28 protein-coding genes and 1 pseudogene are annotated in these 23,224 nt (G+C 69.8%); 19 read left to right on the top strand and 10 right to left on the bottom strand.

Features of this window, described 5'->3' with window-relative positions:
- Positions 1 to 21: 21 nt before the first annotated feature.
- The 8 genes from hemL to AB5J51_RS18195 all read left to right on the top strand — a co-directional run bounded on the left by hemL (position 22) and on the right by AB5J51_RS18195 (position 8,172).
- A complete protein-coding gene (gene hemL, locus AB5J51_RS18230) occupies positions 22 to 1,356 on the top strand; it encodes a glutamate-1-semialdehyde 2,1-aminomutase (protein ID WP_078987757.1) in 1,335 nt (444 codons plus the stop codon).
- The gene (locus AB5J51_RS18225) at positions 1,353 to 2,033 is read left to right on the top strand and encodes a histidine phosphatase family protein (protein ID WP_030302145.1); all 681 of its coding nucleotides are present in this window, start codon (positions 1,353 to 1,355) and stop codon (positions 2,031 to 2,033) included. The genes hemL and AB5J51_RS18225 overlap by 4 nt, the downstream gene beginning before the upstream one ends.
- Positions 2,034 to 2,107: 74 nt before the next feature.
- A complete protein-coding gene (locus tag AB5J51_RS18220; RefSeq protein ID WP_369778089.1) occupies positions 2,108 to 3,343 on the top strand; it encodes a hypothetical protein in 1,236 nt (411 codons plus the stop codon).
- 90 nt (positions 3,344 to 3,433) lie between these two features.
- A complete protein-coding gene (locus AB5J51_RS18215) occupies positions 3,434 to 4,030 on the top strand; it encodes a TlpA disulfide reductase family protein (protein WP_053789445.1) in 597 nt (198 codons plus the stop codon).
- A gap of 76 nt (positions 4,031 to 4,106) precedes the next feature.
- Entirely contained in the window at positions 4,107 to 4,814 is a 708-nt protein-coding gene (locus AB5J51_RS18210; protein WP_369780273.1) for a cytochrome c biogenesis CcdA family protein, read from the top strand.
- A gap of 13 nt (positions 4,815 to 4,827) precedes the next feature.
- Positions 4,828 to 6,552: a cytochrome c biogenesis protein ResB gene (locus AB5J51_RS18205; RefSeq protein WP_078987755.1), complete on the top strand. Its 1,725-nt coding sequence runs from the start codon at positions 4,828 to 4,830 to the stop codon at positions 6,550 to 6,552.
- Positions 6,549 to 7,643, top strand: coding sequence for a c-type cytochrome biogenesis protein CcsB (gene ccsB, locus AB5J51_RS18200; protein ID WP_053789443.1), 1,095 nt, complete (start codon positions 6,549 to 6,551; stop codon positions 7,641 to 7,643). Before AB5J51_RS18205 ends, ccsB begins: the two co-directional genes overlap by 4 nt.
- Positions 7,644 to 7,668: 25 nt before the next feature.
- Positions 7,669 to 8,172 carry an SRPBCC domain-containing protein gene (locus AB5J51_RS18195; protein WP_053789442.1) on the top strand — a complete coding sequence of 168 codons (504 nt, stop codon included), beginning with the start codon at positions 7,669 to 7,671 and terminating at the stop codon, positions 8,170 to 8,172.
- On the opposite strand, the gene AB5J51_RS18190 is transcribed toward AB5J51_RS18195, so the two are convergent.
- Together AB5J51_RS18190 and AB5J51_RS18185 are read right to left on the bottom strand one after the other, a co-directional pair.
- Positions 8,148 to 8,672, bottom strand: coding sequence for a hypothetical protein (locus AB5J51_RS18190; RefSeq protein WP_053789441.1), 525 nt, complete (start codon positions 8,670 to 8,672; stop codon positions 8,148 to 8,150). The genes AB5J51_RS18195 and AB5J51_RS18190 overlap by 25 nt on opposite strands.
- Positions 8,673 to 8,744: 72 nt before the next feature.
- Entirely contained in the window at positions 8,745 to 9,050 is a 306-nt protein-coding gene (locus AB5J51_RS18185) for a PLD nuclease N-terminal domain-containing protein (protein ID WP_369778088.1), read from the bottom strand.
- A 90-nt stretch (positions 9,051 to 9,140) separates the two neighbouring features.
- On the opposite strand from AB5J51_RS18185, the gene AB5J51_RS18180 reads away from it, so the two are divergent.
- Genes AB5J51_RS18180 through AB5J51_RS18165 form a run of 4 tightly spaced genes read left to right on the top strand, consistent with a single transcriptional unit; the run spans position 9,141 to position 12,177 of the window.
- Positions 9,141 to 10,598 (top strand): menaquinone biosynthesis decarboxylase, encoded by a 1,458-nt coding sequence (locus AB5J51_RS18180; RefSeq protein ID WP_053789440.1) that lies wholly within the window; start codon positions 9,141 to 9,143, stop codon positions 10,596 to 10,598.
- Entirely contained in the window at positions 10,595 to 11,071 is a 477-nt protein-coding gene (locus tag AB5J51_RS18175) for a hypothetical protein (RefSeq protein WP_136225676.1), read from the top strand. Before AB5J51_RS18180 ends, AB5J51_RS18175 begins: the two co-directional genes overlap by 4 nt.
- Positions 11,068 to 11,991 carry a menaquinone biosynthesis prenyltransferase MqnP gene (gene mqnP, locus AB5J51_RS18170; RefSeq protein WP_107093646.1) on the top strand — a complete coding sequence of 308 codons (924 nt, stop codon included), beginning with the start codon at positions 11,068 to 11,070 and terminating at the stop codon, positions 11,989 to 11,991. Before AB5J51_RS18175 ends, mqnP begins: the two co-directional genes overlap by 4 nt.
- Before the next feature lie 9 nt (positions 11,992 to 12,000).
- A complete protein-coding gene (locus AB5J51_RS18165; protein ID WP_159047319.1) occupies positions 12,001 to 12,177 on the top strand; it encodes a hypothetical protein in 177 nt (58 codons plus the stop codon).
- Between the two features lie 3 nt (positions 12,178 to 12,180).
- Here the strand turns inward: AB5J51_RS18165 and AB5J51_RS18160 are convergent, their stop codons facing one another.
- Positions 12,181 to 12,774, bottom strand: coding sequence for a rhomboid family intramembrane serine protease (locus tag AB5J51_RS18160; RefSeq protein WP_136225677.1), 594 nt, complete (start codon positions 12,772 to 12,774; stop codon positions 12,181 to 12,183).
- Between the two features lie 89 nt (positions 12,775 to 12,863).
- On the opposite strand from AB5J51_RS18160, the gene AB5J51_RS18155 reads away from it, so the two are divergent.
- Positions 12,864 to 13,547: a UbiX family flavin prenyltransferase gene (locus tag AB5J51_RS18155; RefSeq protein WP_053789436.1), complete on the top strand. Its 684-nt coding sequence runs from the start codon at positions 12,864 to 12,866 to the stop codon at positions 13,545 to 13,547.
- On the opposite strand, the gene AB5J51_RS18150 is transcribed toward AB5J51_RS18155, so the two are convergent.
- On the bottom strand, positions 13,544 to 13,678 hold the full coding sequence (locus AB5J51_RS18150) for a hypothetical protein (protein WP_266626677.1): 135 nt from the start codon (positions 13,676 to 13,678) through the stop codon (positions 13,544 to 13,546). The two genes, AB5J51_RS18155 and AB5J51_RS18150, sit on opposite strands and share 4 nt — an antisense overlap.
- A gap of 138 nt (positions 13,679 to 13,816) precedes the next feature.
- Between AB5J51_RS18150 and AB5J51_RS18145 the strand changes: the two genes are divergently transcribed.
- The 5 genes from AB5J51_RS18145 (at position 13,817) to AB5J51_RS18125 (ending at position 18,157) form a co-directional block, all read left to right on the top strand.
- The gene (locus AB5J51_RS18145) at positions 13,817 to 14,272 is read left to right on the top strand and encodes an Lrp/AsnC family transcriptional regulator (protein WP_053789435.1); all 456 of its coding nucleotides are present in this window, start codon (positions 13,817 to 13,819) and stop codon (positions 14,270 to 14,272) included.
- 66 nt (positions 14,273 to 14,338) lie between these two features.
- Positions 14,339 to 15,502 carry an aminofutalosine synthase MqnE gene (gene mqnE, locus AB5J51_RS18140; protein ID WP_369780272.1) on the top strand — a complete coding sequence of 388 codons (1,164 nt, stop codon included), beginning with the start codon at positions 14,339 to 14,341 and terminating at the stop codon, positions 15,500 to 15,502.
- Positions 15,503 to 15,596: 94 nt separating this feature from the next.
- Complete coding sequence (locus AB5J51_RS18135) at positions 15,597 to 16,121, top strand: GNAT family N-acetyltransferase (RefSeq protein ID WP_053789434.1); 525 nt, start codon at positions 15,597 to 15,599, stop codon at positions 16,119 to 16,121.
- A gap of 107 nt (positions 16,122 to 16,228) precedes the next feature.
- Complete coding sequence (locus AB5J51_RS18130; protein WP_030302186.1) at positions 16,229 to 16,534, top strand: DUF4229 domain-containing protein; 306 nt, start codon at positions 16,229 to 16,231, stop codon at positions 16,532 to 16,534.
- 315 nt (positions 16,535 to 16,849) lie between these two features.
- Complete coding sequence (locus tag AB5J51_RS18125; protein WP_107093645.1) at positions 16,850 to 18,157, top strand: dicarboxylate/amino acid:cation symporter; 1,308 nt, start codon at positions 16,850 to 16,852, stop codon at positions 18,155 to 18,157.
- A gap of 53 nt (positions 18,158 to 18,210) precedes the next feature.
- Here AB5J51_RS18125 and AB5J51_RS18120 read toward each other — a convergent pair whose 3' ends face one another.
- The 4 genes from AB5J51_RS18120 to AB5J51_RS18105 all read right to left on the bottom strand — a co-directional run bounded on the left by AB5J51_RS18120 (position 18,211) and on the right by AB5J51_RS18105 (position 21,329).
- Positions 18,211 to 18,537, bottom strand: coding sequence for a hypothetical protein (locus AB5J51_RS18120; protein WP_053789432.1), 327 nt, complete (start codon positions 18,535 to 18,537; stop codon positions 18,211 to 18,213).
- Positions 18,534 to 19,925, bottom strand: a complete 1,392-nt coding sequence (locus AB5J51_RS18115; RefSeq protein WP_053789431.1) for a hypothetical protein — start codon at positions 19,923 to 19,925, stop codon at positions 18,534 to 18,536. Before AB5J51_RS18115 ends, AB5J51_RS18120 begins: the two co-directional genes overlap by 4 nt.
- Positions 19,922 to 20,365, bottom strand: a complete 444-nt coding sequence (locus AB5J51_RS18110; RefSeq protein WP_234382664.1) for a hypothetical protein — start codon at positions 20,363 to 20,365, stop codon at positions 19,922 to 19,924. The genes AB5J51_RS18115 and AB5J51_RS18110 overlap by 4 nt, the downstream gene beginning before the upstream one ends.
- A 166-nt stretch (positions 20,366 to 20,531) precedes the next feature.
- Positions 20,532 to 21,329, bottom strand: coding sequence for a VOC family protein (locus tag AB5J51_RS18105; protein ID WP_053789430.1), 798 nt, complete (start codon positions 21,327 to 21,329; stop codon positions 20,532 to 20,534).
- Between the two features lie 152 nt (positions 21,330 to 21,481).
- Here AB5J51_RS18105 and AB5J51_RS18100 point away from each other — a divergent pair, with 152 nt between their 5' ends.
- The gene (locus tag AB5J51_RS18100; RefSeq protein ID WP_369778087.1) at positions 21,482 to 22,159 is read left to right on the top strand and encodes a hypothetical protein; all 678 of its coding nucleotides are present in this window, start codon (positions 21,482 to 21,484) and stop codon (positions 22,157 to 22,159) included.
- An 8-nt stretch (positions 22,160 to 22,167) separates the two neighbouring features.
- Here AB5J51_RS18100 and AB5J51_RS18095 read toward each other — a convergent pair whose 3' ends face one another.
- Together AB5J51_RS18095 and AB5J51_RS18090 are read right to left on the bottom strand one after the other, a co-directional pair.
- Entirely contained in the window at positions 22,168 to 22,359 is a 192-nt protein-coding gene (locus tag AB5J51_RS18095; RefSeq protein ID WP_053789428.1) for a DUF397 domain-containing protein, read from the bottom strand.
- Positions 22,356 to 23,216, bottom strand: a pseudogene (locus AB5J51_RS18090) (helix-turn-helix domain-containing protein). Before AB5J51_RS18090 ends, AB5J51_RS18095 begins: the two are co-directional and overlap by 4 nt.
- Between the last annotated feature and the right edge of the window lie 8 nt (positions 23,217 to 23,224).

Here is a 23,224-nt window from a genome sequence, read left to right as displayed (position 1 = left end):
CAGTCGCGGCCTGATGAGACCATGGCTGGTGTGAGCTACCCGTACCCGTATGAAGCCAAAGTCTCGCAGACTCTCTTTGACCGCGCGTCCCTCGTGACGCCTGGCGGCGTGAACTCTCCCGTGCGCGCCTTCCGCGCCGTGGGTGGAACGCCCAGGTTCATGGTGTCCGGTACCGGTCCGTACCTGACCGATGCCGACGGCCGCGAGTACGTCGACCTGGTCTGCTCGTGGGGGCCGATGATTCTCGGCCACGCCCACCCGGCCGTGGTGGAGGCCATCCAGGCCGCCGTCGCCCGCGGCACCTCCTTCGGTACGCCCGGTGAGGGCGAGGTCGCGCTCGCCGAGGAGATCGTCCAGCGCATCGAGCCCGTCGAGCAGGTCCGCCTGGTGTCCTCGGGCACCGAGGCGACCATGTCGGCGATCCGGCTGGCGCGCGGCTTCACGGGCCGGGCCAAGGTCGTGAAGTTCGCGGGCTGCTATCACGGCCACGTGGACGCGCTGCTCGCCGCCGCCGGTTCCGGTTTGGCAACCTTCGCGCTTCCGGACACGCCCGGGGTGACCGGTGCGCAGGCCGGCGACACGATCGTGCTGCCGTACAACGACCTGGAAGCGGTACGGGCGGCGTTCGCCGCGCACCCCGGCGAGATCGCCTGCGTGATCACCGAGGCCGCGCCCGGCAACATGGGCGTCGTGACCCCGGCCGAAGGGTTCAACCAGGGGCTGGCGGACCTGTGCCGCGAGAACGGCGCGCTGTACATCTCCGACGAGGTGATGACCGGTTTCCGTACCTCCCGCGCCGGCTGGTACGGCGTCGACGGGGTCAAGCCCGACCTGATGACCTTCGGCAAGGTCATGGGCGGCGGCTTCCCGGCCGCGGCGTTCGGCGGCCGCGCCGACGTGATGGGGTACCTGGCCCCGGCGGGCCCGGTCTACCAGGCGGGCACGCTCTCGGGTAACCCGGTCGCCACCGCCGCGGGCCTCGCGCAGCTGCGACTGCTGGACGGGGCCGCGTACGAGAAGGTCGACGCGGTCTCCGCGCAGATCCAGGGCCTGGTCACGGACGCGCTCGCCAAGGAGGGCGTGGCCCACCGGCTGCAGACCGCGTCCAACATGTTCTCCGTCTTCTTCACCGAGGACGAGGTGAAGAACTACGACGACGCCAAGAAGCAGGAGTCCTTCCGCTTCAACGGCTTCTTCCACTCGATGCTGTCGCAGGGCGTGTACCTGCCGCCGTCGGCCTTCGAGTCGTGGTTCGTCTCCACCGCCCACGACGAGCAGGCGGTCGAGCGCATCGCGGCTGCGCTGCCCGCCGCCGCCCGCGCCGCCGCGCAGGCCACCCCGGAGGGGACCGCATGAGCAGCAGCGAGATCACCGTCGTCCACCTGATGCGGCACGGCGAGGTACACAACCCGGACGGGGTCCTCTACGGGCGTCGTTCCGGCTACCACCTCTCCGAGCTGGGCCGCGAGATGGCCGAGCGGGTCGCGGAGCACCTGCAGAACCGTGACATCACGTACGTGGTCTCCTCCCCGCTGGAGCGGGCGCAGGAGACGGCGGCGCCGGTCGCCAAGGGCCACGGCCTGGTCGTGGCGACGGACGCGCGCCTGCTGGAGGCGGAGAACGTCTTCGAGGGCAAGACCTTCGGTGTCGGGGACGGCGCGCTGCGCAAGCCCGCCAACTGGAAGCACCTGACGAACCCGTTCAAGCCGTCCTGGGGCGAGCCGTACGTGGAGCAGGTCGTCCGGATGACGAGCGCCATCGAGGCGGCGCGCGATGCGGCCCGCGGCCACGAGGCGGTGGCGGTCAGCCACCAGCTGCCGATCTGGATCGTGCGCAGCTTCGCGGAGAAGCGCCGGCTGTGGCACGACCCGCGGCGCCGGCAGTGCACGCTGGCCTCGCTGACGTCGTTCACGTACCAGGGCGACCGGCTGGTGTCGGTGGGCTACAGCGAGCCGGCCCGGGACCTGGTCCCGGCGCATCTGCTCGCGGGGGCGAAGCCGGTGAAGGGCAAGTCGAAGGCCTTCGGCGCCTAAAAGTTCATACAAGTCCTGTCGAATCGCCGCGCGGAGCCTCGACTTCATTGAAAAGTCCGTTTATGTGACTATTCATGAGCGACGCGAAGCGCGACTTCACTCGAAGGGGACTGCTCGGGCTCGGCGCAGCCGCGGTGGCGGCCGGGGTCGTCGGCTGCGGCGCCGGCGACCGCCCGGCCCGTCCGGGCCCGGGTCCCGGCGGCTCCGGCCCGTCCGGGTCCGCGCCCGCGGCCCGGCCGATCGGTGACGGCTCCACCGCCGACTCCGGCCCGCAGCCCCGGCAGCCGGACAAGCCCGTACCGCTCCAGCCGGGCGAGACCCCGCCGCAGTTCGTGGTGTTCAGCTGGGACGGCGCGGGAGAGATCGGCAACGGCCTCTTCCCGCGCTTCCTCAAGCTCGCCAAGGATCACGGCGCGGCCATGACGTTCTTCCTCTCCGGCATCTACCTGCTGCCCGAGTCGAAGAAGGACCTCTACAAGCCGCCGAACAACCCGGCCGGGGCCTCCGACATCGGCTACCTCAAGGACGAGAACGTCCGTAACACCCTGAAGTGCGTCCGCGAGGCGTGGCTCGACGGCCACGAGATCGGGACCCACTTCAACGGCCACTTCTGCGCCGGCTCCGGCTCCGTCGCCCACTGGACCCCGGACGACTGGCAGAGCGAGATCGACCAGGCCGTGTCCTTCGTCACCAACTGGCGCACCAACACCGGCTTCACCGACCTCGAACCCCTGCCCTTCGACTACCGCAAGGAACTGGTCGGCGGCCGCACCCCCTGCCTGCTCGGCCGGGACGACATGCTGCCGGTCGCGCAGAAGATGGGCTGGCGCTACGACGCCTCCTCGCCCGGCGGCCTCCAGGTGTGGCCGGGGAAGAAGTCGGGCATCTGGGACCTGCCGCTGCAGTCCATGCCGTTCCCCGGGCACTCCTTCGAGGTGCTGTCGATGGACTACAACATCCTCGCCAACCAGTCGAAGAACACCACCCGGGGCGTGCCCTCCAACTACCCGGCCTGGCGCACCCAGGCCACCGGCACCTACCTCGGCGGTTTCCGGCGCGCGTACGAGACGAACCGCGCGCCGCTCTTCATCGGCAACCACTTCGAGGAATGGAACGGCGGCATCTACATGGACGCCGTCGAGGAAGCCCTCAAGGGCATGTCGGACAAAAAGGACGTACGGCTGGTCTCCTTCCGGCAGTTCGCCGACTGGCTCGACGTTCAGGACCCCAGGCTGCTGGCGCGGCTCCAGGGGCTGGCCCCGGGCCAGCCGCCGGCCGGTGGCTGGAACGCGTACCTCTCCGCTGCCTGACCGGGCGGCCGGCCGACCGGCTGACCAGCGGCTCGGCATCCCGTCGGGGGGCGGGAAAGATCCGCAAATCGCTCATGCGAAACTTTTCACATGAGAATTGGCCGTGCTCTCCTGCTCACCGCGGTGACCCTCGCGAGCGCCGTGACCCTGTCGGCGTGCGACGACGGCGGCGGCAAGCCGAACGGCTCCGCCGGCGGCAACTACGTGACCGGCGCCGGCGGCATCTCCACCGTCGCCAAGGGCTCGCGCACCGAGGCGCCCAAGCTCGACGGCGAGACCGTCGACGGCAAGCCCCTCGACGTCACCAGCCTCAAGGGCAAGGTCGTCGTCCTCAATGTGTGGGGCTCCTGGTGCCCGCCGTGCCGCAACGAGGCCAAGTACTTCGCGCAGGTGTCCAAGGAGCTCGCCGACGGCGGCAAGGACGTCGCGTTCGTCGGCATCAACACCCGCGACAACAGCAAGCAGAACGCCGTCGCGTTCGAGGAGAACTTCGGGATCACCTACCCGAGCCTCTACGACCCGGACGGGAAGCTGATGCTCCGCTTCCCTGCAGGCACCTTGAACCCGCAGGCCATCCCCTCCACGATCGTCCTCGACAAGGAGGGCAAGATCGCCGCCCGCACCCTCGTCGCGATCAACGACCAGCAGCTGCGCTCCATGATCGACCCCGTTCTCGCGGAGCAGTGACCTCGTGGTCCCCGAGCTCCTCACCCTGGCCGCCGAGCCGGCCGGCGTGAACACGACGGTCCTCGACGGGGCCCTGATGCTGGCGCTGCCCATCTCGGTCCTCGCCGGACTCGTCTCGTTCTTCTCGCCCTGCGTGCTGCCGCTGGTCCCCGGCTACCTCTCGTACGTCACCGGCATCAGCGGCGCCGACCTCGCCGAGGCCCGGCGCGGCCGGATGCTGGCCGGGGCGAGCCTGTTCATCGCCGGCTTCACGGCCGTGTTCGTCTCCACCGGCGCGCTCTTCGGGTACTTCGGCGGCACGCTCCAGGAGAACAGGGAGATCATCTCCCGGGTCCTCGGCGGTCTGGTGATCGTCCTCGGCCTCTTCTTCATGGGCCTGATCCCGGGGCTGACGATGCGCGAGTTCCGCTTCCACAAGAAGCCGACCGCGGGCCTGCTCGGCGCGCCCGTGCTCGGCGTCCTGTTCGGTGTCGGCTGGACCCCCTGCATGGGCCCGACCCTCGCCGCGGTCAACACGCTCTCCATCGACCAGGCGAGCGCCGGCCGGGGCGCGCTGCTGACCGTCGCCTACTGTCTGGGCCTGGGCCTGCCCTTCATCCTCGCCGCGATCGCCTTCCGCAAGGCGCTCGGCGCTTTCGGCTGGGTGAAGCAGCACTATGCATGGGTGATGCGGATCGGCGGCGGCATGCTGGTCCTGACCGGTCTGCTGCTCGTCACAGGTTTGTGGGCCAGCATCGTCAACGACATGCAGAGCTGGACCCAAGGCTTCACGGTGGGGATCTGAGGACTACACACACATGAGTACGACAGACAAGGCGTCCACCGAGGCGCCGAACCCGTCCGAGGAAGCCGCGGACGCCGCAGACACCGCAGACGCGAGCGAAGCCGCCGCCGGCGCGCAGCTGTCCACCGCCCCCGCGGAGGACACCGGCGGCCCCGTCGGCATCGGCGTGATCGGCTGGGTCCGCTGGTTCTGGCGGCAGCTCACGTCCATGCGCGTGGCGCTGATCCTCCTCTTCCTGCTCTCCCTGGGCTCCATTCCGGGCTCGCTCGTCCCGCAGAACCAGGTCGACGCGATGAAGGTGGCCCAGTGGAAGAAGGACCACTCCTTCTGGGTCCCGCTCGCCGAGAAGCTCCAGCTCTTCGACGTGTACAGCTCGGTGTGGTTCTCCGCGATCTACCTGCTGCTGTTCATCTCGCTGATCGGCTGCATCGTCCCGCGCAGCTGGCAGTTCGTCGGCCAGCTCACCGGCCGCCCGCCCGGCGCCCCCCGGCGCCTGGACCGGCTGCCCGCGTACGCGACGTGGCGTACGGAGAAGTCCCCCGACGAGGTGCTCGCACACGCGAAGACCGTCCTCGGCGGCCGGCGTTTCCGTACCGAGGCCGGTGCGTCCGCCGTGGCCGCCGAGAAGGGCTACCTCCGCGAGGCCGGAAACCTGGCCTTCCACATCGCCCTGATCGTGATGCTGGTCGCGTTCGCCTGGGGCCAGCTGTTCAAGTCCGAGGGCGGCAAGCTCGTGCTGCGCGGCAAGGGCTTCGCGAACACGCTGACCCAGTACGACGACTTCAAGTACGGCAGCTTCTTCAGCGCCGACGACCTGGCGCCCTTCTCCTTCACGCTCGACAAGTTCGACGCCACGTACGAGGAGAGCGGCCCGCAGAAGGGCACCGCGCGCGACTTCAAGGCGTACGTCACCTTCAGCGACGGCGCGGACGGCGCACCGCAGAAGCGCGAGATCCAGGTCAACAAGCCCATGGAGGTCGACGGGTCCAAGGTCTACCTGCTCGGCCACGGCTACGCGCCGATCGTCTCCGTGACCGACCCGACCGGCAAGGTGGTCTTCAAGGACGCCGTGCCGATGCTGCCCTTCGACGCGAACCTCAGCTCCTCCGGCGCCGTGAAGGTCCCGGACGGCTACCGCGACAAGGACGGCAACAAGGAGCAGCTCGGCTTCAACGCCATGTTCGTGCCGACCTTCGCCGGTGAGGGCAAGGGCACGATGCTCTCCCAGTTCCCGGACCTGAAGTTCCCCGTCCTCGCGCTGAGCGCCTACCACGGCAGCCTGGGCGTGGACGCGGGTCTGCCGCAGAACGTGTACCAGCTGAACACCTCCAAGATGCAGGAGTTCAAGGACGCCGACGGGCAGCTGTTCAAGAAGCGGCTGCTGCCCGGCGAGACGATGGAGCTGCCGAACGGCGCGGGCACCGTGAAGTTCGAGGGCGTCGAGCGCTGGGCCACCTTCTCGATCACCCGGCAGCCGGGCAGCGGCCTGGCCCTCGGGGGCGCGATCGCCGCCATCGGCGGCCTGGCCGCGTCGCTGTTCATCCAGCGCCGCCGGGTCTGGGTGCGCGCGGTGGCCGGCGAGGACGGCGTGACCGTCGTCGAGATGGCGGGCCTCGGCCGCAGCGAGTCGGCCAAGCTCCCCGAGGAGCTGGGGCAGCTCGCCGCCGCCCTCCACCAGCAGGCGCCCACGGCGCCCGACCAACCTGTCAAGGAAACTGTCGAAGGGGAGCGCGGATGACGCCGCTCGCAGCCGAAGTCAACGAGAACTTGGCCCAGATCAGCAACTACCTGGTCTATTCGTCGATGGCGGTCTACACGCTCGCCTTCCTCGCACACATCGCCGAGTGGACCTTCGGCAGCCGCAGCAAGGTGGGCCGTACGGCCGCGGCGCTGACCGGCACCAAGGCCGCCGGGGCCGGGGCCGCCGACGCCCCCGCGGTCCAGGTGCGCGGCAAGGGGGGAACGGCCGTCCTCGACAAGCCGAAGGTCGTCACCCGCTCCGCCGCCGGCACCCGCGACGTCCCGGACGGCCCCGGCGCGGCCGGCGGCACCGAGAACGGCGACCTGTACGGCCGCATCGCGGTCTCGCTGACCGCACTCGGCTTCCTCATCGAGGCGGCCGGCGTGGTCGCCCGCGCGATGTCCGTGCAGCGGGCCCCCTGGGGCAACATGTACGAGTTCTCGGTGACCTTCTCCACCGTCGCCGTCGGCGCCTACCTGCTGCTCCTGGCGCTGAAGAAGAACGTCCGCTGGCTCGGCCTGATCCTGGTCACCACCGTCCTGCTGGACCTGGGCATCGCCACCACCTGGCTCTACACCGACAGCGACCAGCTGGTCCCGGCCCTGCACTCGTACTGGCTGTGGATCCACGTCTCCACCGCGATCTTCTGCGGCGCGGTCTTCTACATCGGCGCCGCCGGCGCGGTGCTCTACCTGTTCCGCGACTCCTACGAGAGCCACCTCGAGCAGGGCCGCACGCCGGGCCGCTTCCGCTCCTCGGTGCTGGAGCGGCTGCCCTCGGCGGCCTCGCTCGACAAGTTCTCGTACCGCATCAACGCGGCCGTGTTCCCGCTGTGGACCTTCACCATCGTCGCGGGCGCGATCTGGGCCGGCGACGCCTGGGGCCGCTACTGGGGCTGGGACCCCAAGGAGGTCTGGTCCTTCGTGACCTGGGTGGCGTACGCCTGCTACCTGCACGCCCGCGCCACCGCCGGCTGGAAGGGCCGCAAGGCCGCGTACCTCGCGCTCTTCGCCTTCGCCTGCTGGATCTGGAACTACTACGGCGTGAACATCCTGCTCAGCGGCAAGCACTCGTACGCAGGCGTCTGACGCGCGGGAGTGGGACGCTGGTGGCATGGCACCCGTAAGTCATGCCACCAGTGAGAGCCGCGGCGGGAACCGCTGGCTGCTGCGCTTCGAGGTCCACGTGCCGAGCGCGTACGAGACCGTGTGGCCCGCCCTGACCACGCCGGAAGGGCTGCGCGGCTGGCTGGCCGCGGCGGACGTCCTGGAGCGCCGGCTCGGCGGGGCCGTCACCCTGCACTGGCTGAACGGCGGAGCGACGGTTTCCGGCCACGTCACGGCCTGGGACGTCGAGCGGGTCGCGGAGTACACGGTGAGCGAGCACGGCCGGATCCGCTTCCACCTGGAAGCCGTGGGGACGGACTCGACCGTGATCCGCTTCCTGAACGAGCGGGCCGGCTCGGACGAGGACCGCCTCGACTGCCTGGCCGGCTGGCACCACCACTTCGAGCTGCTCGAATCCGCGCTGCAGGGCCATCCGGCGGACTGGTCCCGGTGGACCGACGCCCGCTGGGCGGAGCTGCGCGCGTCCTACGCGTCCTTTTCCAGGACGTAGGCGCTGCGCGCGCCCGGTTCGCCGAGGAAGAAGTACAGCTCGAGGGTCTGCCGGTGGTCGCGGCGCAGCTCGAAGGTCCACTTGTACCGTGCGGGCGCGGGCTGCCGGTCCGGTGCGTCGCCCCTGGCCCCGGCGGAGGCCGGGGCGGGCAGGTGGAGGCGGACGTGCTGGCCGTAGTTCCAGCCGGCCGGCTCCCGGCCGATCAGCTTCCAGGTGCCGGAGCCGGAGAGCCGCCAGCCGTGGTCGTAGTCCCGCTCCTGCCCGTCGAGGAGGGTGACGGCGGCGCTCCCGTCGGCCCGGAAGACGACCTCGGTGCCCCCGACGCAGCGCCAGGTGCCGACGATCTCGTCGGCGCGCGCGTCGTAGACGGCCGGGGCGGTGTGGTGGGTGTGCGGATTGCCGCCGGCCATGGTGAGCAGGGCGGCGACGGCGATCCCGTACGCGAGCAGATTGCGCAGGATCGTGTCGACGACCCGCGGCCCTCCGCAGTTCTCCGGCATCCGCCCATTGTTGCAGCAGCCTTGAACGTGTTCAATTGTGCGCTGCGCCACACGGCGCAGGCGCCGTGGCGCTCAGTCCTTGTCCGTGTCCCGGTTCCTGTTGTTCTTGTCGCGCTCCTCGCCGAGCGACTTCAGGAACTCCGGGTTGTCGTCGGGCGCGACCCACTGGGTCCGGCGCGCCCGGCCGCCGCCGACCGCGGACCGCTGCCTCCCGGCGAGCAGCCACACCACCGGCCCCACGATCGAGAAGAGCAGGATGATGATCACCCAGACCACCTTGGGGAGGTGCTTGACCTCTTCCTCGGGGGTGTTCAGGCAGTCGATGAAGGCGTAGATGGTCAGCGCGATGATCAGCAGGAACGGCAGATAGCGCAGCACGGTGTGGGACCGACTCCCCAGCAGTGACGGGGGACCCGCCTCGGGCCCCGGTGACACTCCCAGGTTAGTCGGTGACGGATACTGGCCCCTATGGCTTACGACGATCTCCGCTCGCTGCTCCGGGCTCTGGAGCGGGAGGGCGACCTCAAGCGCATCAAGGCCGAAGTCGACCCGTACCTCGAGGTCGGGGAGATCGTCGACAGAGTGAACAAGGCGGGGGGTCCCGCCCTCCTCTTCGAGAACGTCAAGGGCTCGGCGATGCCGCTGGCCATGAACGTCTTCGGGACCGACCGCCGCCTCCTGAAGGCCCTCGGCCTCAAGTCGTACGGCGAGATCAGCGAGAAGATCGGCGGCCTGCTCAAGCCGGAGCTCCCGCAGGGCTTCATCGGGGTCCGTGAGGCGTTCGGCAAGCTCGGCTCGATGGTGCACGTGCCGCCGAAGAAGGTGAAGGGCGACTCCGCGCCCGTCCAGGAGGTCGTCCTCACCGGCGACGACGTCGACCTGGACCAGCTCCCGGCCCTCTTCACCTGGCCCAAGGACGGCGGGTCCTTCTTCAACCTCGGCCTCACCCACACCAAGCACCCCGAGACGGGCGTGCGCAACCTCGGCCTCTACCGCCTCCAGCGCCACGACAAGCGCACCATCGGCATGCACTGGCAGATCCACAAGGACAGCCGCAACCACTACGCCGTCGCCGCCAAGCGCGGCGAGCGCCTCCCGGTCGCGATCGCCTTCGGCTGCCCGCCGGCCGTGACGTACGCGTCGACCGCGCCGCTGCCCGGCGACATCGACGAGTACCTGTTCGCCGGGTTCGTCGCGGGCAAGCGGATCGAGATGGTCGACTGCAAGACCGTCCCGCTCCAGGTCCCGGCCAACGCCGAAGTCGTCATCGAGGGCTGGCTGGAGCCGGGCGAGATGCTGCCGGAGGGTCCCTTCGGCGACCACACCGGCTTCTACACCCCGCAGGAGCCGTTCCCCGCGCTGAAGATCGACTGCGTGACGATGCGGAAGCGTCCGCTGCTGCAGTCGATCGTCGTCGGGCGGCCGCCGACGGAGGACGGTCCGCTGGGCCGCGCCACGGAGCGCTTCTTCCTCCCGCTCCTGAAGATCATCGTGCCGGACATCGTGGACTACCACCTGCCCGAGTCGGGCGGCTTCCACAACTGCGCGATCGTCTCGATCGACAAGAAGTACCCCAAGCACGCCCAGAAGGTCATGCACGCCATCTGGGGCGCGCACATGATGTCGCTGACCAAGCTGATCATCGTCGTGGACGCCGACTGCGACGTCCACGACCTGCACGAGGTCTCCTGGCGGGCGCTCGGCAACACGGACTACTCCCGCGACCTCACGGTGGTGGAGGGCCCGGTCGACCACCTCGACCACGCCTCGTACCAGCAGTTCTGGGGCGGCAAGGCGGGCATCGACGCGACGAAGAAGCTTCCCGAGGAGGGCTACACCCGCGACGGTGGCTGGCCCGACATGGTGGAGTCGGACCCGGCGACGGCGGCCCTGGTGGACCGCCGCTGGAAGGAGTACGGCCTGTGAGCCCCATCGTTGTGGGAGGTCCCGAGCTCTTCCTCGGCGCCGGCGACGTCTACGTGGCACTGCTGCGCCCGAAGATCGACCCCGCGGACCCGGGCGTCCGGCTGGCCGCCGAGCAGGCGGGCGTCACCCCCGAGGAGTTCGCCGGACCCGGTGACGTCTGGGCGTTGATGTACGAGGACGGTGCCGGGCACGGAGAGTTCGAGCTCCCCGGAGCGCGGGACACCGAGGCGGACGGCTTCGCGGAGCAGCTCCAGGGCGCCTTGGCGTCGGGCGAGCCGTTCGCGGTCGAGGCCGGCGACTTCCTGAGCCTCGAAGCCCGCCCCTCGGGCGGCGACTGGGAGGTCACCGCCCGGGTCTCCCCGCCCGAGGGCGAGGAGGACGGCGCCGCCGGCCCCCACACCGTGCAGCTCGGCGCGCTCCCGGCGGCGCAACTGCTGGCCGACATCGAAGAGTTCCGGAGAGCCCTCGCATGATGACGACCGCCGACGGGGTGATCGGGCCGGGCCCGGCGCCGCAGCCGACCGGCAAGGTGAAGGCGTTCCTGCGGCTCGTCATGATCGAGCACTCGGTCTTCGCGCTTCCCTTCGCGTACATCGCGGCGCTGACGGCCATGTTCCGGCTCGACCGGACCATGCACTGGGCCGAGCTGCTGCTCGTCACCGTCTGCATGGTGGGGCTGCGGACCTTCGCGATGGCCGCGAACCGGATCATCGACCGGGAGATCGACGCGCGGAACCCGCGCACCGCCGGGCGCGAGCTCGTCACGGGCGCCGTGTCCGTCCGGTCGGCCTGGACCGGCGCCGGGATCGCGCTGGCCGTCTTCCTCGGCTCGGCGGCGCTGCTGAACCCGCTGTGCCTGGCGCTGGCGCCGGTCGCGGTGATCCCGATGGTGGTGTACCCGTACGGCAAGCGGTTCACGAACTTCCCGCACGCCATCCTGGGTCTGGCCCAGGCGATGGGGCCCGTGGGCGCCTGGCTGGCGATCACCGGCGAGTGGTCCTGGGACGCGGTGATCCTGGGCCTGGCGGTGGGCGTCTGGATCGGCGGCTTCGACCTGATCTTCGCCTGCCAGGACGTGGCCGCCGACCGCGCGGACGGCGTCAAGTCCGTCCCGGCGCGGTTCGGTGTCCCGGCGGCCCTGTGGGGCGCGCGGGGCGCGCACGCGGTGACGACGGCCCTGCTGGCCTGGTACGCCGTGGCGACGGACGCCGGCCCCTTCTTCTGGTTCGGCCTGGTGATCGTCGTCGGGGCCTTCCTCTACGAGCACACGATCGTGAAGCCGCACGACCTGTCCCGCCTGAACCGCGCCTTCTTCACGGTGAACGGCTTCATCGGCATGGCCCTCTTCGTCTGCGCCCTGGCGGACCTGGTGGCCCGGGGCCTCACGCTGTAACCCGATGGCGTGGCCGCCGCCGAAACCCGTGGTTCGGAGTCCGACCTGTGGAACCCCGGTCCGGAGGGCTACCTCGGGCGGGACGTGATTCCGTACGGCGGGACGGTCGTCGTCGAGACGGGCATCGGAAAGATCTCCGTGGACACCTCGGCCTTGCCGGTGGACCCGGGTGGAACCGCCCCTTAGGCCCTACCCCCGGGCGGTCCGGCGGCCGAGCAGGACCGCGCAGGCCACGCCCGTCAGGAGGCCGAAGAGGTGGCCCTGCCAGCTGACCGTGGTGTTCGTCGGCAGGATGCCGGTCAGGATCCCGGCCCCCCAGTACGCGGCGATCACGATGCCGACCAGGACGCCCAGAGCCCGCCGCTCCACGAACCCGCGGACCAGCAGGTACCCGAAGAGCCCGAACACCAGCCCCGAGGCCCCGGCCGTGACGGTGTTCGACGCGGAAACCAGCCATACCCCGAGCCCGTCCACGAGCACGACCACCGTGCACAGCACGAGGAACCGTCGAATCCCGCTCAACGCGGCGACGAACCCCAGCACCAGCAGCGGCACGCTGTTGGACGCCACATGGCCGAAGCCGAAGTGGAGGAACGGGGACAGGGGAATTCCGGTCAGTCCGTCGGCGGTGCGCGGGATGATCCCGTACGCGTCCAGCGCGTGCCCGGTGGCCAGGTCGACCGCCTCGATCAGCCACAGCAGGCCCACCCAGCCCAGCATCAGCTTCCCGGCGGCCTTGGCCCGTTCGGCCCGGCTCCATTCCTCGAGGCGCAACTCGGCCATGTCCTGATCCCCCCGCCCGTCGCCCACCCGTCGACGCTCAGATCACCTTACTCAGCGTCGTTTTGCAGTGGCCGGATAGTCTCGGAGCTATGACTGACGGCAAGCGCACCCCGTGGGTGGTCGGGGTTTCCGGGGCGTCCGGGACGCCGTACGCGGCCGCGGTGATCCGCGGACTGCTGGCGGCGGGGGAGAGCGTGGACCTGGTGGTCAGCCGGGCCTCGCGGCTGACCCTGCTCGACGAGACCGGGATCGCCTTCCGCGACGCGCACTGGCGCGACGATCTCGCCGCCTGGCTCGAGCACGGGGCGGACGGCAAGCCCGCGACCTTCACCCGGCCGGAACTGGACGACGTCCGCTACTGGGGCGCCGGCGACCTGGCCGCCGGGCCGAGCTCGGGCTCGTATCCCGTGAAGGGCATGCTGATCGTGCCGGCGTCCACGGCCTGTGTGGCGGGGGTGGCGCTCGGACTGTCGAAGGACCTGCTCCAGCGCGTCGCGAGCGTGACGCTCAAGGAGCGTCGCCGGCTGGTGGTCGCGGTGCGGGAGACCCCGCTGAACGGGCAGACGCTGCGGCATCTGGTGGCGCTGGACGAGGCGGGCGCAGTGGTGCTGCCCGCCTCTCCGGCGTTCTACGCGGGTGCGACGCACATCCAGGACCTGGTGGATTTCGTCGCGGGGCGGGTGCTGGATGCGGCAGGGGTGCCGCACCGGCTGTACCGCCGGTGGGAGGGGGAGCTCGGTGGCTCCCGCCCCCGGGAGGCAAGCGGTGACTAGCGCTTCTTCGCCGTGCTCGGCTTGCGGGTCCGGTCGACGCGGTGGGCGGCGGCGGGCTGGTCGGTGCGGGATCGGTTGGCCAGCTCCTGGAGCTGTCGCATGTGCGCGTAGGCCATCTCGATCGTGTACACGGTGAACCACTCCTGATGTCGTCAGATCAGCGAGATCATCGCCGATCTGTTGAAAGATTCACAGGGTGTTGACCCTGTGCGCCTTTGATTCTATACGTAAACTTGCGGGATCGCCGAATAATGGAAGGCTCCAGGTATATGGACGCGGTGGATAGGCAGCTCATCCAGGCACTCCGGGAGAACGGACGTGCCTCGTACGCGGAGCTGGGCCGGCTCGTGGGCCTCTCAGGCCCCAGCGTCACCGACCGGATCAACCGGCTCGAGTCGGCCGGTGTGATCACCGGCTACCGCGCGACCGTCGACTCGGCCTCGCTCGGCCTCGGCGTCACGGCGCTGATCGGCATCTCCCTCTCCGACGCCGCGGACCACGAGGACGTGGCCCGTCGGCTGCGCGACCTGGCGGAGATCGAGGACTGCTGGTTCATCGCCGGCGACGACTCGTACATGCTCAAGGTGCGGGCCGGGGACGTGGACGGGCTGGAGCGGATCATCCGCAAGCTCTCCAGCACCAAGGGCGTCTCCCGCACCCGTACCACCATCGTGCTCTCCACCAAGTGGGAGAACCGGGTCGGGGACCTGCCCGAGGAGCGCTAAGAGTACGGTGGGTGGCGGTTTGCAGGCAGGACGGGACGCGTAGAGGAGACGACCGGGATGACCGGAATGGACGCTGGGCTCAAGCGCGAGCTGGAGGAGAAGGTCCGCTCCGGCGAGCGGCTGACGCGTGAGGACGGCATCGCCCTCTACGAGTCCGATGACCTGGCCTGGCTGGGCGGCCTCGCGCACGAGGTGCGCATGCGCAAGAACGGCGACGTCGTCCACTTCAACGTGAACCGCCACCTCAACATGACGAACGTGTGCACCGCGTCGTGCGCCTACTGCTCGTTCCAGCGCAAGCCGGGCGAGAAGGACGCGTACACGATGCGCATCGAGGAGGCCGTGCGCCTGGCCAAGGCCATGGAGAACGAGAACCTCACCGAGCTGCACATCGTCAACGGCCTGCACCCGAGCCTGCCGTGGCGGTACTACCCGCGCTCGCTGTCCGCGCTGAAGGAGGCGTTGCCGAACGTCTCGCTGAAGGCGTTCACGGCGACCGAGATCCACCACTTCGAGACGATCTCCGGGATGTCGGCCTCCGACATCCTGGACGAGCTGATCGAGGCCGGTCTGGAGTCGCTCACCGGCGGCGGCGCGGAGATCTTCGACTGGGAGATCCGCCAGCACATCGTCGACCACCGCACCCACTGGGAGGACTGGTCGCGCATCCACCGGCTCGCGCACGAGAAGGGTCTCAAGACCCCGAGCACGATGCTGTACGGGCACATCGAGGAGCCGCGCCACCGCGTGGACCACGTGCTGCGGCTGCGCGAGCTCCAGGACGAGACCGGCGGCTTCCAGGTCTTCATCCCGCTGCGCTACCAGCACGACTTCGTGGACATGCAGGACGGCAAGGTCCGCAACAAGCTCCAGGCGCGGACGACGATGGCGACGGGCGCGGAGGCGCTGAAGACCTTCGCCGTCTCGCGGCTGCTGTTCGACAACGTGCCGCACGTCAAGGTGTTCTGGGTGATGCACGGCGTGCAGACCGCCCAGCTGGCGCTGCAGCACGGTGCGGACGACATGGACGGCTCGGTCGTCGAGTACAAGATCACGCACGACGCGGACAACTACGGCACGCCGAACAAGCTCGGCCGTGACGACCTGCTCGAGCTGATCCGCGAGGCGGGCTTCCGCCCGGTCGAGCGGAACACGCGCTACGAGATCATCCGCGAGTACCCCGGCCCGGACGCGGCCCTGCGCGAGACCCCGCAGGCGATGCGCGTCTGACGCGCCCCACGGCTCGGAAGGCCCCGGTCCCACGAGGACCGGGGCCTTCCGCGTGTCCGTTGCGAGGGTGAGAGGTAATAGATAATCTTCATCTATGACCCTTACCTTCACGGTCGACCCCGTCGTCGACCCGGCGCTGCGCGACGGCGTCGCCGAACTCTGGACCGAGGTCTCCAACGCCGGCGGCGCGGTCGGGTTCGTACCGCCCGTCACCGCCGAGGACATCCGGCCCGAGCTGGTCAAGCACCTCGTCGCGATGGCCGAGGGGCGCCACCGGCTGGTCGTCGGCCGTGATGCGGACGGGCGGGTGCGGGCCGCCGCGGTCCTCGCGTTCAACACCCACCGGCTGCAGACGCACTGGGTCTGGGCCTACACCGTCATGGTCAGCCCCGCCCTTCAGGGGCAGGGCGCCGGCCGGGCGCTGATGGAGGCCGTTGCCGGCGCCGCGCGCTCCTTCGACGGCATCGAGGCGATCCGGCTCAGCTGCCGCGGCGGGATGGGCCTGGAGCACTTCTACGCGGCCTGCGGCTACAAGGAGGTAGGCCGCGTCCCCGATGCCATCCGGGTGGCCCCGGGCGACGACCGTGACGACATCACGATGCTGCTGCCGCTGCACTGACCCCCGGAGGGTTTGTCCGGGGCTGCGCCGTGCTTCACTGGACGGGCACGTGCTGGACGGGCACGTGACGACCCACCCGACGTACCGACGAGAGAGAAGGGGTCACCGTGTCCCTCAAGCCGAGCGCAACGATCCGCTACACCGCGATGCGCCTGGGCATCTTCGTCGGATGCCTCGTCCTGGTCTCCGTCCTGGTCAACGTGGGCTGGGTGCCCGCCGGCCTCGGCGACGCCAACCCCGCCTGGGTCGTGCTGCTCGCCCTCGTGATCTCCGCGCCGCTGTCCTTCGTGCTCCTGCGCAAGCAGCGCGACGAGATGTCCGCGCAGATCTCCGGGCGCGTCGCGGGTGCGAAGGAGCGGCTCGCCGCGAACCGCTCCCAGGAGGACGCGGCCGACGATGCCGCGCGCGCGTAGTTAGCTCCGTCACACACCAAAACACACCGAACCGCCCCAGCGCCGGGAACTTCCCTCGTGCGCTGGGGCGGTTCGGCGTTTCCGGGGGGTCCCGGCGGGGCCCTGTCTCAAAGTGCACCTTTGAGATCCTCAAAGGGAAAGTGTTAGCGTGTTAAACATGTTGACCACAGTTGCGCACGAAATGACCACGGGTGTCCTGCTCGTGGCGCGCCTGCACGTCGACCTCTGCCGCCGCGTGTCCGCGGCCTGTTGTGGCTGTCGCTGAGTCCGCGCCGTTCCACCTTCCCCACTTTCTTTGCGCATCACCCCCGGAGTGTGTCCGTGTCCGCGACCCCTCAGGCCCCCGCCAAGGCCTCCTTCAAGTTCCCCTTCTGGGCCCAGATCGTCACCGGCCTCGTGCTCGGTGTCCTGTTCGGCTGGATCGCCCGCAGCCAGGACGTCAGCTGGCTCGCCAAGACCCTCGAGCAGATCGGCGACATCTTCGTCCAGCTGCTGAAGCTGGCCGTGGCCCCCCTCGTCTTCTTCGCGATCCTGGTGTCCATCACCAACCTGCGGAAGGTGAACAACGCCGCCCGCCTCGCCTCGCGCACGCTGCTCTGGTTCATGATCACCTCGCTGATCGCGGTCGGCATCGGCCTCGCGATCGGCCTGCTGACCAACCCGGGCGCCGGCACCGGCCTCACCCCGCAGGACGGCAAGCTCCCCAAGCGCACCGGCTCCTGGCTGGACTTCCTGACCGGCATCGTCCCGAAGGACGTCATCACGCCGTTCACCGAACTGAACGTGCTCCAGATCGTCTTCCTGGCCGCCGTCGCCGGTATCGCCGCCCTCCAGCTCGGCAACAAGGCGCAGCCGCTCCTGAACGTCGCCGAGTCGGTCCTGGAACTGCTCCAGAAGGCCCTGTGGTGGGTCATCCGCCTCGCCCCGATCGGCACCGTCGGCCTGATCGGCACCGCGATCGCCTCGTACGGCTGGGAACTCATCGGCAAGTACGCGACCTTCACCGCCGACGTGTACATCGGCTCGGCCCTCGTGATGTTCGGCGTCTACCCGCTGCTCCTCGCGACGGTCGCCAAGGTCAACCCGATCCAGTTCTTCAAGGGCGCCTGGCCCGCGATCCAGCTGGCCTTCGTCTCCCGCTCCTCGGTCGGCACCATGCCGGTCACCCAGAAGGTCACCGAACGCCTCGGCGTCCCGAAGGAGTACGCCTCCTTCGCCGTCCCGTTCGGCGCCACCACGAAGATGGACGGCTGCGCCGCGATCTACCCCGCGCTCGCCGCGATCTTCATCGCGCAGATCTTCGACGTCCAGCTGACGATCACCGACTACCTGCTGATCGCCTTCGTTTCGGTCGTCGGCTCGGCCGCCACGGCCGGCCTGACGGGCGCCACGGTCATGCTGACGCTGACCCTCTCCACCCTGGGCCTGCCCCTGGAGGGCGTCGGCCTGCTGATGGCGATCGACCCGATCCTGGACATGATGCGCACCGCCACGAACGTCGCCGGCCAGGCCCTGGTTCCGGTCGTGGTCGCGGCCCGCGAGGGAATCCTGGACAAGAAGGCCTACGAGGCCGCCTCGTCCTCCCCGTTGGACGAGCCCGCCGCGGTCCCCGTCCCCGCCTGACCGGTCCCCACCCCGCAGCCCCCGCCCCCGTCCGGGCGGGGGCTGCGGTGCGTTCAGCCCAGGGTCTCGCCGCGGATGAAGGCGGTCACGCCGAGGATGAGCGGCGGGGCCAGCCACCACAGGCCCATGGCGCGGCGGACGCTCGGGATGAGCGTGATGAGCAGGCCCAGCACGCTCAGCGACATGGAGACCAGGCACATCGCGCTGACGCCCGCGTAGCCCTGGTGGTCCCACTCGCCCTGTGGGCCGGCGTACAGGGCCGCGAACACGGCGACGGCGTTCAGGAGATGGATCAGCCCCAGGGGGACGCCCAGCACCCACTGGAGGCAGCCCCGGTCTTCGGGCAGGTCGATGCTCTCGCGCCCGCTGCCGTACGTCATTGCATTGCCTTCTTCACGTTGCCGAGGTTGTTGCGGAAATCATCGCCGTAGTCCTGGGCCTTCTTCGACTCCCAGTAGGGGCCGCCGTTGTAGCGGGCGGCGATCTCCTGCATCTGGGCCTCGGTCAGCTGGTCCGCCGGGACGTTCGCGTAGCCGGTCTCCTCCTTGATCTGCGCCAGGAAGCCCGCGGCGATGAACGCGTTCTGCTTCGGGTCCTGCAGCGCCGACTTCACCACGTTGCGCTGCTGGTCCGTGAGGTTCTCCGGGTCGTAGCCGAGCACCTCCGCCCCGCGCCGCAGCTGGACCGCGATCGGGCCGAAGGAGGTCTCGTCCGGCTTGCCGCCCGCCCGGTCCGGCAGGTTCTCGGCGGTGACCGGGCTCAGGCCCCACGGGGCGTCCGCCGCCTGGCGGAAGAAGTCCACGCCGTCGTCGAAGATCCCCGGCTGCCCGCCGACCTCCTTCCAGGCGATGCCGGCGACCATCTCCTCCGGCAGCCCCGCCCGCTGCGCGGCCGCCCGCAGGATCTCCTTGTTGTTGCGGATCCACTCCGCCCGCCCCTCGTCCGACTGCGGCGGGTCCCAGTAGTTGTCGTCCGCCTCCGGCAGCCCCGCCACCCGCATCCGGATGTCGCGCAGCTCGGGGGAGACCGGCTCGGTCCCGACCGGGCCGGTCATCTCCTTCTTCGGGCCGCTGCCCGGCAGGTGCGTCAGGGGGTTGGCACGGGCCTCCGCCGCCTCGCGCCGGATGTCGGCCATCGCCGCGTAGACGTCGACTCCGCCCCCGCCGCCCTTCACCTTGAACTCGGGCAGCAGCTCGTACGCCTGCTTCAGCGCGTGCACGCACACGCTGCGCGCCTCCTGCTCGGCCGTCTTGGCCTGGTGGAAGCTGCCGCCCGCGTCGTCGTGGAGCCGGTCCGCCTCCTCGCGGATGTCGTCCACGTCCATCGTCAGCTCGGCGAAGAAGTCCATGACGCCGGTCGTCGCCCGCATGTCCTCCCACTGGCACATCGGCTCCGCCTCCTGCGCCGTGCGCGTGATCGCCGTGCCCTTCGTGGCGATGAGCGCCGCGAGCTTGCGCTCGGTGCGCTTGCCGTTCGAGTAGTGCGACTTGGCGGTCGTCAGGGCCGCCGCGTACGCGTGCAGGGCGCTCGCCGCCTTGTCGTATCCCTCGGCCATGTGGAGCACGAGCTGGCGGGCCTCCGACAGGCGGTCGGTGTACGTGTGGCTGCCGTCGCTCTGCCATTGCGTACCGGTCTCCGCGCGCCGGGCGGGCTCCTCGGCCTGCACCAGCAGCTCGCGCAGCCGCTTGAACTCGGCGGCGTTGCGCTCCACCAGAGCCGGGTTGCACTCCTCCAGGAACTCGACGTCCTTGCGGTGGCTCAGGCTCACTTCGACTCCGGCTTCACGTACTGGCCGCCGTCGAGGATGCCGTTGAGGAAGTTGCGCGCGGTCCCGTCGTCCACCTGCGCGAAGCCGGTGCCGGTGGTCTTGAGCTTGGTGGCCAGGGCGGCGAACAGGTTGATCGTGTCCTTGAACTGGTCATCGGCGAAACGGGCGAAGCGCAGGGCCTCCGCCGAGACGTCCGCGTGGGCCCGCGGGGCGCGGGCCATGGTGCTGGCGTCGCCGTCGGGCCGGCCCTCGTGGAGGAGCGCGGCGATCTCGATCAGCAGGTTGGCGTTGCCGTTGATGGACTGCGCACCGGCCACGAGGCTCCCGGCCGGGCTGCCCGGGGCGCCGGCCTCGGCGGGAGCATGGTTGAGGCGCATGGCGGGCGACTGCTGCGCGAGTACGGCGGCCTTGTGCTGAGCCCATTCCGTGTCGAACGACATGTGTCCCCTGGGTAGTTGATAACCGGACATGACCAGAATTGATTGATCATGTTCATCTGGGACGCGGAATGGGGCCGTACGGTTCCGAGCGGTGGAAGTGGCTGCCCGTTGCCCCGGCCGCAACGGCCGAACCGGCGTCACGGCCGGGGCAACGAGCCGCCCCTGCTCAGGCAGGCTGCTCCGGCTCGGTGGCCGTGATCACCGCGAAGGTGCCGCCCTGGGAGTCGGCGAGGACCGCCATCCGCCCGGCCGCCATGTCGAACGCCGGGGCCATGACGCTGCCCCCGGCCCGCTCCGCGGCCGCCTGGACGCTGTCGACGTCGTCGACGTGGAAGTACGGCAGCCAGTGCGGCGGAACCCCGGCGGGCAGGGCGGAGAGGTCCATCATCCCCCCGACCGCGCGCTCGCCGACCTTGAACTCCTTGTACCCCTCGGCGCCCGGCATCTGCGACGGGACCGTGGTGACCGGCAGTACGGCCGAGTAGAACGCGGCGGCGGCGTCGGTGTCGCCGGTGTTCAGCTCGTTCCAGATCAGCGCGCCGTGCTCGTTGACGATGCCCGCGCCGGGGAAGGTGCCGTACTGCCACAGGCCGACCACGGCGCCGGTCGGATCGGTGATGACGGCCATCCGCCCGAGGTCCATGACGTCCATCGGGCCCATCATCACCGAGCCGCCCGCGTCGGTGACCGCCTTGAGGGTGGCGTCGATGTCGTTGGTGGCCAGGTACGTGGTCCACGCGATCGGCGGCATCGGGTCCGGCACCGTCCCGTCGGGGTTCATCGCCTTCATGATCCCGGCCACCGGCTTGCCCTTGAGGGTGCAGACGGAGTAGCCACCGGTCTCCGGCGGGCCGACCTCGCCCTGCCAGCCGAAGAGGTCGCGGTAGAAGTCGAGAGCGGCCTGCTGGTCGGGGACCATCAGGTCGATCCAGCAGGGGGTGCCGGCCTGGTAGGGGCCGTTCATTTCGGGCACGGATGCCTCCGGGGCTACCGATGAGAGTTGGACGGGCCGTCCCTACCCCACCCGTGCGGTCCGAATCGGGCCGTACGGATGAATGTGCGAGTCCTCGCCTATAGTCGGTCGCTGTTGATCAACTGACTTTGTACGGGGGCCTGGTGACGGTACGAGAGATACGTGCGGCAGCGCAGATGATCGGACGGCGCAACGCACTGCGCTACCTGGCGATCGGGGTCGGAGCCTCGCTGGTCGCGGCTTGCGGCGGCAAGGACAAGGCCCCGGCCGCCGGGGGTGGCGCAGCCGCAGCGTCCTCGGCTCAGGCCTCGGCCTCGGCGTCGACGGCGGGTGGCGGGGCCGCATCCTCCGCAGCGCCGACGCCGGCGGCGCCGACCGCCTCCAGCGTGGTGACCAGGGCCTTCGACGCCTTCATCAAGGGCGACTGGCACATCGAGTCGACCACGCCGAACGGCGAGACCGTGAAGGGGACCGGCACCGTGAACGCGGACGGCGGCGGAAACTCCGGCTGGACCATCACGTGGACCAGCGGCCCCGAGCCGGTCACCTGGCACGGAGGTTGGCTGCACCGCGGCGGCCACCTGGTCCTCGACGTGTACGAGGCGCCCAAGGGCGTGAGCCGGCTGACCGGCGGCCAAGCCTTGACGGTCCCCAAAGAGGTCGGGGACAACGTCTCACTCACGTTCCCCTGGCAGCCCCCGGGCCACAAGGACACCAGCGACGGCCAGGTGCTGAAGGTGACCTACAAGAACAACGTCCTGCGGATCGTCCACAGCGAGGGCGGGCACAGCGAGTCGGTGCACGTCTGCACCCGCGCCTAGGGATGTCGTCAGACGCCGGACGCGTGGGCCACGAACCCGGCCCACGCGCGCGGCCCGAAGGCCAGGTGGTCCCGCTGGATGTCCTTGGAATCCCGGACGAGGACGGAGCCGGGGGTGGAGGCCACCTCGACGCAGTCGTCACCTTCGCTGCTGCTGCTGTAGCTGCTCTTGAACCAGTCCAACTCGGGGTGGCGGATCATGTTTCTCCCAGCAGTTCCTCGATGAAGGCCCTCGACTCTCGGGGCGTGAGCGCCTGAGCTCGGATGATGCCATAGCGCAGCTCCAGGATTCGGAGCTGCCTGGGGAGAGAGACCGGGCGGCTGTGGAACGCGCCTTCTGAGCGCCCGACTCCCGAGCCGTCCGCGAACTTGAGGAGCTCGATCAGGCCGCCCATACCGGCATGATCTTCGCGGTCGGTGGGCATCACCTGGAACTCGACTTGCGGCAACTGAGACACCTCCAAAAGGTGTTCGAGCTGGCGGCGCAACACCATTGTGCCCCCGATCCTCCGGCGGAGAGTCACCTCCTCCTGTACGAAGCTCAGCGAGGGTGCAGGCGACCGCTCGAAGATCGACTTTCGAGCCATCCGGCCAGCCAGGTTTCGCTCCAGCTCGTCCGGCGAGTATGCAGGCCGCCGCATCCTGAACAGGGCTGCTGCATACTCCTCGGTCTGCAACAGGCCCTAAAGGTTGTGGTTGTTGTACGTGCCGATCTCGACGGCCTTGGCTTCCCTGTCCTTCAGGTCGCGGATCTTCTTCGGGTAGCGGACCTGTTCCAGGTCCACCTTCATCGCGGAGATCTTGCCGCCGGCGTTGAGTACCTCGTCGGCCCTGTCCAGGTACTCGGGGCGGGGGATCCGCTTGCCCGCCTCGACCTTGCGCACCAGGTCCTCCCCGTACTGGATGGCGGCACCGAACTCGGCGGCCCGCATGCCCGCCGACTCCCGCCAGGTCTTGAGCTGGCGGGCCAGCGCGGCGAGCACCGCCACACCCTGTTCATCCTCCGGGTCCACTTCCCAGCCGGGCTCTTCCGTACCGTCACTGTTGTCCACGCTCATTGCGCGCC

The organism is Streptomyces sp. R33 (genome assembly GCF_041200175.1).
Lineage (GTDB): Bacteria > Actinomycetota > Actinomycetes > Streptomycetales > Streptomycetaceae > Streptomyces > Streptomyces katrae_B.
Note: the sequence above shows the minus strand (reverse complement) of the source record. Positions and strands in the feature narration are given on the sequence as shown.

Excerpts from the sequence above, each read along its gene's own strand:
- hemL (WP_078987757.1), top strand. The coding sequence starts at position 22 with ATGGCTGGTGTGAGCTACCCGTACCCGTATGAAGCCAAAGTCTCGCAG.
- AB5J51_RS18225 (WP_030302145.1), top strand. The coding sequence starts at position 1,353 with ATGAGCAGCAGCGAGATCACCGTCGTCCACCTGATGCGGCACGGCGAG.
- AB5J51_RS18220 (WP_369778089.1), top strand. The coding sequence starts at position 2,108 with ATGAGCGACGCGAAGCGCGACTTCACTCGAAGGGGACTGCTCGGGCTC.
- AB5J51_RS18215 (WP_053789445.1), top strand. The coding sequence starts at position 3,434 with ATGAGAATTGGCCGTGCTCTCCTGCTCACCGCGGTGACCCTCGCGAGC.
- AB5J51_RS18210 (WP_369780273.1), top strand. The coding sequence starts at position 4,107 with ATGCTGGCGCTGCCCATCTCGGTCCTCGCCGGACTCGTCTCGTTCTTC.
- AB5J51_RS18205 (WP_078987755.1), top strand. The coding sequence starts at position 4,828 with ATGAGTACGACAGACAAGGCGTCCACCGAGGCGCCGAACCCGTCCGAG.
- ccsB (WP_053789443.1), top strand. The coding sequence starts at position 6,549 with ATGACGCCGCTCGCAGCCGAAGTCAACGAGAACTTGGCCCAGATCAGC.
- AB5J51_RS18195 (WP_053789442.1), top strand. The coding sequence starts at position 7,669 with ATGGCACCCGTAAGTCATGCCACCAGTGAGAGCCGCGGCGGGAACCGC.
- AB5J51_RS18190 (WP_053789441.1), bottom strand. The coding sequence starts at position 8,672 with ATGCCGGAGAACTGCGGAGGGCCGCGGGTCGTCGACACGATCCTGCGC.
- AB5J51_RS18180 (WP_053789440.1), top strand. The coding sequence starts at position 9,141 with ATGGCTTACGACGATCTCCGCTCGCTGCTCCGGGCTCTGGAGCGGGAG.
- mqnP (WP_107093646.1), top strand. The coding sequence starts at position 11,068 with ATGATGACGACCGCCGACGGGGTGATCGGGCCGGGCCCGGCGCCGCAG.
- AB5J51_RS18160 (WP_136225677.1), bottom strand. The coding sequence starts at position 12,774 with ATGGCCGAGTTGCGCCTCGAGGAATGGAGCCGGGCCGAACGGGCCAAG.
- AB5J51_RS18155 (WP_053789436.1), top strand. The coding sequence starts at position 12,864 with ATGACTGACGGCAAGCGCACCCCGTGGGTGGTCGGGGTTTCCGGGGCG.
- AB5J51_RS18145 (WP_053789435.1), top strand. The coding sequence starts at position 13,817 with ATGGACGCGGTGGATAGGCAGCTCATCCAGGCACTCCGGGAGAACGGA.
- mqnE (WP_369780272.1), top strand. The coding sequence starts at position 14,339 with ATGGACGCTGGGCTCAAGCGCGAGCTGGAGGAGAAGGTCCGCTCCGGC.
- AB5J51_RS18135 (WP_053789434.1), top strand. The coding sequence starts at position 15,597 with ATGACCCTTACCTTCACGGTCGACCCCGTCGTCGACCCGGCGCTGCGC.
- AB5J51_RS18120 (WP_053789432.1), bottom strand. The coding sequence starts at position 18,537 with ATGACGTACGGCAGCGGGCGCGAGAGCATCGACCTGCCCGAAGACCGG.
- AB5J51_RS18110 (WP_234382664.1), bottom strand. The coding sequence starts at position 20,365 with ATGTCGTTCGACACGGAATGGGCTCAGCACAAGGCCGCCGTACTCGCG.
- AB5J51_RS18105 (WP_053789430.1), bottom strand. The coding sequence starts at position 21,329 with ATGAACGGCCCCTACCAGGCCGGCACCCCCTGCTGGATCGACCTGATG.
- AB5J51_RS18095 (WP_053789428.1), bottom strand. The coding sequence starts at position 22,359 with ATGATCCGCCACCCCGAGTTGGACTGGTTCAAGAGCAGCTACAGCAGC.